The 5,686-nt window shown below is 41.2% G+C and carries 4 protein-coding genes; all 4 read right to left on the bottom strand.

Translation table 11 applies throughout. The features are described from left to right. Positions 1-109: 109 nt before the first annotated feature. The 4 genes from recJ to PLL47_RS14315 all read right to left on the bottom strand — a co-directional run bounded on the left by recJ (position 110) and on the right by PLL47_RS14315 (position 5,529). On the bottom strand, positions 110-1,510 hold the full coding sequence (gene recJ, locus PLL47_RS14330; RefSeq protein WP_324447166.1) for a RecJ family nuclease: 1,401 nt from the start codon (positions 1,508-1,510) through the stop codon (positions 110-112). Beyond that, on the bottom strand, positions 1,503-2,045 hold the full coding sequence (locus tag PLL47_RS14325) for a hypothetical protein (protein WP_324447164.1): 543 nt from the start codon (positions 2,043-2,045) through the stop codon (positions 1,503-1,505). The genes recJ and PLL47_RS14325 overlap by 8 nt, the downstream gene beginning before the upstream one ends. 393 nt (positions 2,046-2,438) lie before the next feature. Next, a complete protein-coding gene (locus PLL47_RS14320; RefSeq protein ID WP_324447162.1) occupies positions 2,439-2,834 on the bottom strand; it encodes a DUF1699 family protein in 396 nt (131 codons plus the stop codon). A 1,051-nt stretch (positions 2,835-3,885) separates the two neighbouring features. Next, positions 3,886-5,529, bottom strand: coding sequence for a tRNA uridine(34) 5-carboxymethylaminomethyl modification radical SAM/GNAT enzyme Elp3 (locus PLL47_RS14315; protein WP_324447159.1), 1,644 nt, complete (start codon positions 5,527-5,529; stop codon positions 3,886-3,888). Between the last annotated feature and the right edge of the window lie 157 nt (positions 5,530-5,686).

Genomic DNA, 5,686 nt, shown 5'->3' with positions numbered 1-5,686 from the left:
AAACAATCTACGGCAAGTGTGGATACCTATCGGTCAAATGGGAGTTTAGAAAAATTTGCTTTTTTGCGGAAACCAGGCTTTCCGGATAGTTTCCGGAGGTCTGCCCTTCTTATCCTGGAATTGTTTTTCTCCTGAGCTGTTCTCCTATGAAAAAGTCAAGTTTCCTGGCAAACTCTTCTTTTGCGTTCTCAGGTATGGTTGCCCCTGCAGCAATATCATGCCCTCCACCTGCGCCTCCTACTTCTGCTGAAACGGCTGACATTGCTTCAGACAGGTTTACTCCTCTGCGGATCAGATCCTGAGTCCCTCTTGCTGAGACTTTAATCCCTCCCTCTGTTTTTGCAAATGCAATAATCGGAAGGTTCCTGTTTTCAACGATTGTGGAACTCATGCCTGCAATTATTCCCACGATGGTTTCCTTTATCTGTGAACCCGCATCAAAGTACTGGATGTTTTCCAGTTGAATGACACCATTCTCTTTTACATACATAAGCCCGTTAACAAGGTTTTGCCTGTGTTCGGCAAGCAGTTTCCTTGCGTCTTCGTAGGCATTTTCCCTGTCTCCCATACAGACTGCAAGCCCTATATCTGCATGATCATATCTGGCAGTAGCATTGAGAAGAGTGGAGAACTCTGAAGCGTCTCTCATTTCCGTTCCTTCCCTTTCATTGAGAAGGACATAAACCTCCCCTATAAGGCGCTCAATTTTGTATGAGGGTATCCCTGATTTAAGGCAGTACTGGAAAAGCCCTGAAATAATTTTCTGTTTTTCCGATATCTCCAGATCTATCCAGCGCCTCCAGCGCTCATCCTGGCTGAAGCGAACATTCAGGGAATGAATAAAGTTTACACAGGCTTCTTCGTCTCCGGTAAGTCCGGGAAGATAAGGGTCAGATGAATACTGCAGAAGCTTGTAAATAGGGCGGGTCTGCTTTCCGAAAAGGGTCAGATCTTTTTTGAACTCTAGATACCCTCCCTTCACTCCTTCCTCCAGAATTATCCTGTTAATTCCTACAAGCTGCCCCATTTTCAGATGCTGCATGTCTCCAATAGCTCCTACTATGGCAAGAGAGGAAAGGTCCCGGTTTTTTCCAAGGGCTGAAGCCAGAAGGTAAGTGCTTCCCGAGCCGCTCAGTTCATAGGAGCCGTTTGCTCCAAAGAGATGGGGATTGAGGTGGAACTCCAGAGTTCCCTGCGGCTGGTGGTGGTCTGAGATTACAGCATTAATCCCCCGGGATTTTATGTGTTCGCACATCCCGCTTCCGAGATCTGTAAAAATTACAAGTTCATGGTTCTCGTCTGCGATAATATTAAGGGCTTTTTCGTCGAGCTGCTTTACAAAGCGGGTTGTGTATTCGAAATTTTCTCTTTCAAGAGCTGTGCAGATAATCCCTGCAGATGTGAGTCCGTCTGCATCAATATGAGATACTACATGTACGGATCTGTGTTTTTTGATTTCTTCGGCACACTTATCTGCTTCTTTTCTATAAGTTTCTATTATTTCAGTCATCAGTTTCTCCGAGGTTCTCTGCCAGCTTCAGTTTAATATCTTTCTCCCAGCTATTTTTTCTTCCCCATTCTTTCGGGTTTATTATGTAATCCTTTCCATCCCTTTTTATTTCCGGAAAGTTTCTGATTTCCTGTATTGTAAGTTTGAGACTTTCGGAATGATAATTCTTCTCCAGATCTTCCCAGGGAACCATGTATGCTTCTCTCCCGTGTCCCATTCCGAGGCGAAGTTCCACTGCCAGGAATCCCCTTCTTCCAGATCTATTAAGGTAGTCTGAAATTCTGTCTATTTGATGAACACCTTTTTTGTCTACGGTAAAATGCTGGGAAAAATAAAGTGCGCTTGCTCCTTTATCAACGGAGATGCTTTTACATTCTATCCCCAGATAAAGGTCTGGGTCAAGAGAATCTACAAGCACGTCAAGGAATTGAGAGGTAAATCTGTGCTGTTTAAGCCGGTAGGAGATGGCTCTTATGCCTTTTTCCTCAATGTATGCATTAAATGAGTTTACAAGCACACGTTCGAATTCGGTCATGAAATCCATTCTCCTGTTATTAAGGAAATAGGTTAAAGTGTATTTTTTGTGGGGTGAATTCTATTTTTCTAAATCCAGGCAGGGCAGCCTCAATAGTTATTTATGTGATACAGCTCGGAGTAAGTAAATAAGGTTTCCTTATATCTCCTGTACGGTAATTCACTTTTAAAACTTGCTGGGGACTTGAGATTTTTAATTGACAGGTTTTTAGAACATTTTTTTAATAAATATTTCTCAATAGATATAATTCTTATGAAATTTGTTTCAGGATCAAACCCCTATCTTGAAACGTTAAAAAAATTTAAGCGGGAAATTCCGCAGAAAATGAGGGCCGATCAGTGTTTTGACCGGCTAATTAAAATCTACTCGATAAAGTCCATTTATAGGGCTACTTCAATTTGATATAATAAAGCTCACAAAGTCGGGGCTCAGTCTTGTTTCCCTTACAAGTCTTTCGATGGTATCTTCATCTGAAAGCCCTTCTTCTTTTAATTCCTTTATGCGGTCAAATACATGCTGAGAAACTTCAGAATATTCGTTAATATCTTTTCTGTGTCCCCATACATCGCCTTCAAGCAAAGCAATGTTCTGCATGGAAAGATACATCTGTGCAGAACTGGAAATTGTTCTCTTGTATGAGCTCGGGATGTGGATCGCTTTTACTTCTGGACACTTCAGAATCAGCTTGAAAATGTCCTTGTTGGATGGTCTGAAAGCAAGGTGGACAACTTCCTCTTTGAGATCTAAAGTGTCAATTTCCTCTTTTGAGCTTACAACTCTAATTTTCATTTTTATCACCATTCTTCCCAGGTTTTTTAGAGTTTTTAGGGTTTCCAGGGTTTAATTAGGGTTTCCTGGGGTTTAATTTAAAGCTTCAGGTTAATTTCAGCTTTTAGGGTTCATTTAAGCCTTCAGGGTTAATTCAGGCTTATTAGGTTTGGTTCAGGTTTATAAGGGTTAAACAAATCCCTTTTTCTTTTAAAATTGTGAGCCTAAACGTGTCCTGAACCTGAATAGTACGTTTTTTCTTATGTTAAGGACTCATGATATTTATTTTTTTATGAATGTTTTTAAACTTTTATTTTAATCAAAGATTTATTTTTGAAGCTAAGTTTTTTAATGACTGCTTCGTTGATTTTTTTTATTTTTATACAAGTTTAAAACTTTATATATTCAAATTATCTTTAAAATGGATTGTATCTGTTTTTGAGCTCTAAAGAATATTTTTTCCAAAATCAAATTTAATATTTTTATCTTTTTCATATTGGGTATACCCGTTTTGTACTGTTATTGGAGGGGGTATACGTTATTATACCATACTATTTAACATTTTTCTGTAAATCTTCCTGGAGAACATATTCATTGAATGCACTGAATAGGAATTTTAGTTAGTGGTCGCCAATTAATTTTTTTATTTCTCGACTTCTATATTAATATCCTTCGAAGTCTATCAAACGTTCGATCTCAAAATCCCGGCATTTTTGTATATGTGTCAAACTCTGGTATTTACTCTCACAAATTGCGTTTTATTGGTTAATTTAAGATTTTTTGATATTTCATGGCTAAAATGTTTTAGCGTAAAGAGGGTATTTTTGAAGTATGTAACTATAATCAATATATGATATATTCAAAGTATGGATATGGTTACAGGTGCTGGAAATTGTATGCCTGAAAATACATTTAGTATCTGTAAATGGATTTCAAAACCTTCCGAGGGTAACTTTAAGTGATCTCTTAATAACTAACCGGCTCCGGATGGATTCCAGAGCCTGAAAATGGTTATGTAATAAATTGAGTTAGATATCCCAATTTAAGGTCTATTACAGAAAAGTAACAACTCTTAGTTTTTGAGGGTCTTTGACATGTATACCCCTTCTAGAGTATAACCCAGTTTTCTATAGTATTCCCTTGCACCTATCCCACTAATTATTGCAAGTTTTCCGTAGCCGGATTCGGATGCAATTTCTTCAGCCCTCTCGATAAGTTCCTTGCCATAGCCACGGTGCTGCCATTCCTTTTGTTTTGCCCCTTTTCCTACAGGCACCATGGAGCCGTAAACATGCAGTTCTCTTATAAGCGCAGAGTCCTGCAGTTCTTCGCGATGCGGGGCAGCCGGGAAGCGCAAACGCGTAAAACCTATAAGAACATCTGCCGAAAGGTCTTCAAAAGCAATAAAGTGCTCTTTACCTTTGCAGGCTTCATAAGTTTCCGTAGTAAGCTCGATATCTTTTTCGTTTATCCTTTTCCCCTTCAAGCTGTTGTGTCCAACCTCTCTGCAGCGTATGCAGCGGCACTTTCCTCCTTTTTCCCGGAGTTTTTCTTCTGCAAGCTGCCTGAGATTACTTTTTCTGACTCCTGCAAAGATTTGATGGGCTGGAATGTCTCTCTGGATGCGCTGGAGCCTTACCCATTTAGGCAGGACAGCTTTTATCTCTGCAACAAGCTCTGCAGCCTCTTCATCTGAAAGTGCCTGATATTCTCCGGCTTCCCACATTCTATACAGAGGAGTCCCTTCGGTTACAAGGGTAGGATAAATTTTGAGGTAGTCCGGCCTGAAACGCGGGTCATCGAAGAGCTTTTTAAATCCCCTCAGGTCAAGTTCGGAATCTGCCCCCGGGAGGTGGGGCATCATGTGGAAGCCTACCTTGAACGCGCTGTCTCTTAATACCTGGTTAGCTCTGACAATTTCAGCAACTCCGTGCCCTCTCTGCATCCTGGATAATACAAAATCGTAAACGCTCTGGACTCCAAGCTCTACCTTTGTTCCTCCAAGCCTGAGGAATTCGTCCACATGTTCTTCTTTTGCCCAATCAGGCCGTGTCTCGAAAGTTATGCCCACGTTGCGGATATCAGCCGTTTCGTTTGCTTTCTGGACTTCTTCTAGCGGAATGTAAGGAAAGGATTTTCCGATTTTCCAGGCTCTGTCCCTCCATTCCGTACCTGTAAAATCGTTCATTGCTTCAAGGCAGCGTTTGCTGAACCATTCCTGGTAGTCGAGGCTGCGTGCTGAAAAAGTGCCTCCCATTACTACCAGCTCTACTTTCTCAATATCATGCCCTATCTCTTTTAGCTGCGAAAGCCTGGACTGAACCTGTGAGTAAGGGTCAAATTCATGTTGAATGGCTCTCATGGCTGCAGGTTCTCTCCCCATATAGCTCTGAGGGGATTTAAATGATGAATTCGGGCCGCCAGGGCAGGGGAGACAAACTCCATGAGGGCATGGAGCAGGCGATGTCATTACAGCAATTACTGCAACTCCGGAAATCGTCCTTACAGGTTTCCGCCTGAGGAACTCTTTTATTACAGCCTGCTCCTCAGGTGTACCCTGCACAATGATATCTCCATTCCTGGGCAGGCTGGCAAGATGATACCGCTTACTTACATCTTTTTTTACTTTATTCAACTGGTCTTCGTCTTTTATTTCGCCGGCAAGCGCCTTTTCAAGGATCATCCTGCAGGCTGCGTTATAATCAGCTTCTTTCATTTCAAATTCCGTCTTTTCGGATAGTATTCCGGGTTCTTTCGATAAGCTAATCTGGGTAAACCTGCTACTGGATTTTAGAAAAGTTAATTCTGATCTTTTTTGTACTGGTGACCTTTATTTCGTCCTCAATGACCGTCTCAGGCGCAAGTATCAATAC

This window comes from Methanosarcina sp., from assembly GCF_035390745.1.
GTDB lineage: Archaea > Halobacteriota > Methanosarcinia > Methanosarcinales > Methanosarcinaceae > Methanosarcina.
The sequence above is the reverse complement of the archived record's forward strand: the minus strand, read 5'-3'. Positions and strand labels throughout refer to the sequence as shown.